This window comes from Mycobacterium sp. TH-M82, assembly GCF_057473605.1.
On the sequence record NZ_JBYCKY010000600.1, the window covers coordinates 1 to 4,418 of the forward strand.

The 4,418-nt window shown below is 66.1% G+C and carries 6 protein-coding genes; 3 read left to right on the forward strand and 3 right to left on the reverse strand.

Annotated elements, in window-relative coordinates:
* The coding region (locus AC2VON_RS17930; protein ID WP_486954159.1) for a MerR family transcriptional regulator at nt 1–192 on the forward strand (192 nt) is incomplete at its 5' end.
* Nucleotides 193–268: 76 nt separating this feature from the next.
* Here AC2VON_RS17930 and AC2VON_RS17935 read toward each other — a convergent pair.
* Both AC2VON_RS17935 and AC2VON_RS17940 read right to left on the reverse strand, forming a co-directional pair.
* Nucleotides 269–1,183: an aldose 1-epimerase gene (locus AC2VON_RS17935; protein WP_486954160.1), complete on the reverse strand. Its 915-nt coding sequence runs from the start codon at nt 1,181–1,183 to the stop codon at nt 269–271.
* Nucleotides 1,184–1,206: 23 nt separating this feature from the next.
* On the reverse strand, nt 1,207–2,364 hold the full coding sequence (locus AC2VON_RS17940) for an FAD-binding oxidoreductase (RefSeq protein ID WP_486954161.1): 1,158 nt from the start codon (nt 2,362–2,364) through the stop codon (nt 1,207–1,209).
* 152 nt (nt 2,365–2,516) lie between these two features.
* On the opposite strand from AC2VON_RS17940, the gene AC2VON_RS17945 reads away from it, so the two are divergent.
* Nucleotides 2,517–3,293 (forward strand): enoyl-CoA hydratase-related protein, encoded by a 777-nt coding sequence (locus tag AC2VON_RS17945; RefSeq protein ID WP_486954162.1) that lies wholly within the window; start codon nt 2,517–2,519, stop codon nt 3,291–3,293.
* Nucleotides 3,294–3,303: 10 nt separating this feature from the next.
* Here AC2VON_RS17945 and AC2VON_RS17950 read toward each other — a convergent pair whose 3' ends face one another.
* Nucleotides 3,304–3,975: a GAP family protein gene (locus tag AC2VON_RS17950; protein WP_486954163.1), complete on the reverse strand. Its 672-nt coding sequence runs from the start codon at nt 3,973–3,975 to the stop codon at nt 3,304–3,306.
* 57 nt (nt 3,976–4,032) lie between these two features.
* Between AC2VON_RS17950 and AC2VON_RS17955 the strand changes: the two genes are divergently transcribed.
* Nucleotides 4,033–4,368 (forward strand): ArsR/SmtB family transcription factor, encoded by a 336-nt coding sequence (locus AC2VON_RS17955; protein ID WP_486954164.1) that lies wholly within the window; start codon nt 4,033–4,035, stop codon nt 4,366–4,368.
* Nucleotides 4,369–4,418 lie beyond the last annotated feature (50 nt).

A 4,418-nucleotide genomic window follows, 5' to 3' on the forward strand; every position in this document is an offset into this window, starting at 1 on the left:
CTGTCCCACGACGAGGGTGTCAACCTGGCCGGCATCAAGCGCATCATCGAGTTGACCAACCAGGTCGAGGCGCTGCAGGCACGCCTGGCAGAAATGGTCGCCGAGGTGGAGCTGTTGCGCGCCAACCAGCGCCGCGACGTCGCGGTCATGCCGAAAAGCACCGCCGTGGTGGTCTGGCACCCCCGCCGCTAGCTGTTTTCCGGCGCGAGCATGCGCAAAGTCGCACAAAATATGCCGCGGGAACTCAACTTTGCGCATGCTCGCGCCCTTAGGCGACCCGGATGGAGAACTGCGCCACGCCGGGCTCACCCTCGCGGGCCACCCGGTAGCCCCCGCGGCGCAGCGCGTCGGTCGGTGCGGCCATCGGTTCGAAGCAGATCACATCGTCGTCTCCTGGAGCGTAGACCTGGGCAGCCGGAAAGCCTTCGTCGAAGTGCACCTCGATGCGCCGATCTCCGCCGGAGACCGCGAAGACCGCACCGGGCGGCACTTCGTCGTAGCCGTCGTCGAGGAACTTCTCACCCAGCAACTCGGTGGCCTGGGGATGGGCGTCCATCTCCCCCGTCGGGATTCCCCATGCGTTGACCGGGCGGAACCGCATCGCCGGTGTCTCGATCTGCCACTGGGTGCGGGGCACGCCGGGAAGCTGAAAATACGGGTGGTATCCGAAGCACAACGGTACCCGCGCGCCGGTGGTGGCGGTCACGGTGGTCTGCACCGTCAGCCTGCGGTCGGCCAGGGTGATGTCCAACGCCAGCAGATGCGGGAACGGGAAGGAAGCCAGCAGCCCGGGCCGAGCGCCGTAGTCCAGCTCAGCGGTGAGTTGCGATTCCAGCTGGGTGGTCACCTGCCAGCCGGGGTATCCGGCCAGTGTGCCGTGGATCGGTACGCCGTGCTCATCGGTTCGGACGCCGCCGGTGCCGGGGGTGAGCGTCACAATGGCTCCGTCAACCCCGTACCCATTGCTGCTCAACCTGTTCGCCCACGGGTACAGGATCGGGATGCCCAGCGTCTTGTGTTTTTTGACGTAGGTTTCCAGACCGCGACGCTGGCCGAGCAATTCCACCCCGTCGTCGGCCAGCGATGTGGCGACCATGCCGGCGTTCGGAACGAACGTCGCCGTCAGTGGCGACGACGGATCGCGCAGGGTGATGAGTTCAAACTCGGTCCTCGATCCGGTCATGGCCCGATTCTGCCACAGGCCCCTCAAGATAATGGGTCATGTTGAATTCGTTGTGGTGGCGCGCCTTTGGCAGCCAATGCGGCCGCGGTGGCCCGCACCATCTCCGGCCCGCCGCAGATCAGGATCTGCCGGTCGCTCCAGCCTCCGTACCGGGTGACCACCTCGGGCAGCCGCCCGGTTTGACGTATGTGCAGGCCTCGCGGTGGACTCACGTCGGGATAGCCGCAGGACCACGGTGGATCGCCGGTGTATTCCGAGACGGGGGTGACCGATAACCACGGATTGTGCGTTGCGATCTGCCACAGGGTGGGAAGGTCATAGAGTTCGCACGGGTATCGACCGCCGAAAAACAGGTGTACCCGCGGGTTCACTGCCCACCGGGTGAGATCCATGATGATGGCGCGCAGCGGCGCCAGGCCGGTGCTGCCCGCCACCATCAGCACATCGCCGCCGTCCCGGTCGACGTGCATAGCGCCGTGTGGGGCGGACAACCGCCAGCGGTCGCCGGGTTCGGTCTCGTTGACGACCGCGGTGCTGACCATGCCGCCGGAGACAGCGCGCACATGGAATTCGATACCCCCGTTGTCATCCGGCGGAGTGGCCGGTGTCAGGTAACGCCATCGCCGGGGACACTGCGGTGTTTCGACCTGGACGTATTGACCCGGGTAGTAGTGCAGCGGGCGGCTCAGTTGCAACCGGATGACGGCAAGGTCCCGGGATGCCCGCCGGTACTCGATCACCGTGGCGTCCCAGAAGGCCGGCCCTCCTTCGGCGTCGGCGGCTCCGCTCATCACTCCGGTGATCAGGTTGAGCGACTGGTGAGCGGCGTCGTCGACGGCATCCGTCCACGCACTGGCGAGTTCGTCCCGCAGCGTGGCGTAAAGCACTTGTCTTAGCGTGTGGTAATGGTGTTGTGCCACACCGTATTTGCGGTGATCGCGGCCGAGCTGGGCCAGAAATGCCACCGGTTCCTGTGCGCGCTGCGCGATCAGTTCGCTGTAAACCCAGCTCAGCGCCTCGGCGAAGGCGGCGCGTTGAGTGGCCAGATCGGCCGGGAACAAGTCCCGCACCGCGGGGTCGGCGCCGAACCATCGGCTGAAGACGCGACCGGTGAGATTGCCGTCCGGTGCCGCGAAAGCCTTGTGCAGCACCCACAGCGCATCTCGGTCGTCGAGCCCCACGACCGACGATCTTATGCCCGGTTGGGCATCCCGGCGATCACGACGAGCAGCGTCTTGGCGACCGCCCAGCCGGTGAGCGCAGCAGCATGACGTTGGCACCCTGGCATCCTGCGGCAGCAACTGGCCGAGCATGTCACGAGTACCTTGGACACGTGGCGTTTGAGTGCGTCGAGGTCACCCGCAGCGATGACTTCACCACGATCACAATGAACCGACCTCGCCAGTGCAATACGCTCTCGCTTCAGCACATGGGTGAACTTCTCGCCGCGTTTCGCGAGGTGGGGGAGAGTGATGCGCTGGGGGTGGTGTTGGCCGGCAACGGTCCGGTGTTCAGTGCCGGGCACGACTTCGCGGACGTGGCGGGCAAGGACCACGCGGCGGTGCGGCAGCTGCTGGTCACCTGCACGGAGCTGATGACCACCATGCAGCAGATCCCGCAGCCGGTGGTGGCCCGCGTGCACGGCCTGGCCACCGCGGCGGGCTGCCAGCTGGTGGCCACCGCCGACCTGGCGGTCGCCGCCGACACCGCGGGCTTTGCCGCTCCGGGCGGCAAGGGCGGCTGGTTCTGCCACACCCCGATGGTCGCCATCGCCCGCAACATCGGACGCAAACGCTCGGCCGAGCTGGCGCTGTCCGGCGACGTGATCGACGCGGCCACCGCGCGGGACTGGGGCCTGGTCAATCAGGTGGTGCCGGTCGAGCAGCTGGATAGCGCCGTAGCGGATCTGCTCAAGCGGGTCACCCGCGGCAGCTCCCAGAGCAAAGGCCTGGGCAAGCAGGCGCTGTACACCCAGATCGACCTCGACCAGGCGAAGGCCTACGACTACGCGATCGAGGTGATGGCGGCGGCCAGCCAGCTGGCCGATGCGCAAGAGGGTATGAGCGCATTTCTGGAGAAACGCGAGCCGAAGTGGCGGCGGGGCCGGTGAGCCCGCCCGGCTACAGTGCGTGAATTCCGTTGTAGGACACCATTAATCCGATCAGGATCAAGATGACCGCGAGTAAGGCAGCGTGCTGGTCCTCCATCCAGTCTTTGAGCCGGGCCAGCGCATCGTCGAGGTGATCGCCGGCAGCGGTGTAGGCCAGTATCGGGATCGCCACCGAGGACGCGGCGACAGCGACGAAGAATACCGCGGATATCCAGGCACGGGTAATACCCAGACCGGCGCTGCCGATCGCCAAACCCGCAGCGGCGCAGATCAACAGCACCTCGGGTCGTAGTACTGCCAGTACGGCTCCCGTTACTCCCGCCCGCGTGGGACTGAGGGAAGTGAGTGAACGCATCCAGCCCGGCAGATCGCTTCGGCTGTGCCGGGCAAGCCACCGGAAAATACCGAACGCGATGAGACCGGCGCCCACGACGATCCGCAGCCATGATGCCCACTCCGGCGGCGACCTGTGCAGCCCGCCGAGCAGACCGGAGACCGCGACGAAGATGGCGGTCAGCGCGGCCAGGCTCGCCAGCCAGCCGGCGAGGAACGCCAGGCTGGTCGGCCGCGGTCGCGGGGTGTGCAACACCAGCACTGCCGGGATGATCGTCAGCGGCGAGAGGGCGATCACCAGTGCGAGGGAAGTCAGTCCGGTCAGCGCCGAACTCCAACTGCCTGCCACGCGAGCACGGTAGCCGACAGTTGATACGTAGGGGTAATCCTACGTATAGTTGCCATCATGCCGCTGCGTGCCAAGGCCAGCCACGCCGACGTCGTGTTCGCGGCGCTGGCCAATCCGACGCGCCGCGACATCCTTGACATGCTGCTGAGCGGTGAGCGCACCGTACTTGCGCTCGCCGAGAACTTCGACATGGCACGGCCCAGCGTTTCCGAGCACCTCAAGGTGCTGCGGGACTGCGGACTCGTAGCCGAGGATAAACATGGCAGATTCCGCCACTATCGGGTCAATCCCGAACCACTGCAGGAGATCTCGGCGTGGTTGCATCCCTACGAATGGTTCTGGCGCGATCGGTTGACCGCGCTGGGTGACGTGCTCGACGAGATGGAGGATTGATGACTACTGCTGGCCGCCAAGTAATCGAGGTCGAGCAGTTCTATCCGCAC

Bases quoted from the DNA above. Each gene is read 5' to 3' on its own strand.
- AC2VON_RS17935 (WP_486954160.1), bottom strand. From the start codon at position 1,183: ATGACCGGATCGAGGACCGAGTTTGAACTCATCACCCTGCGCGATCCG.
- AC2VON_RS17955 (WP_486954164.1), top strand. From the start codon at position 4,033: ATGCCGCTGCGTGCCAAGGCCAGCCACGCCGACGTCGTGTTCGCGGCG.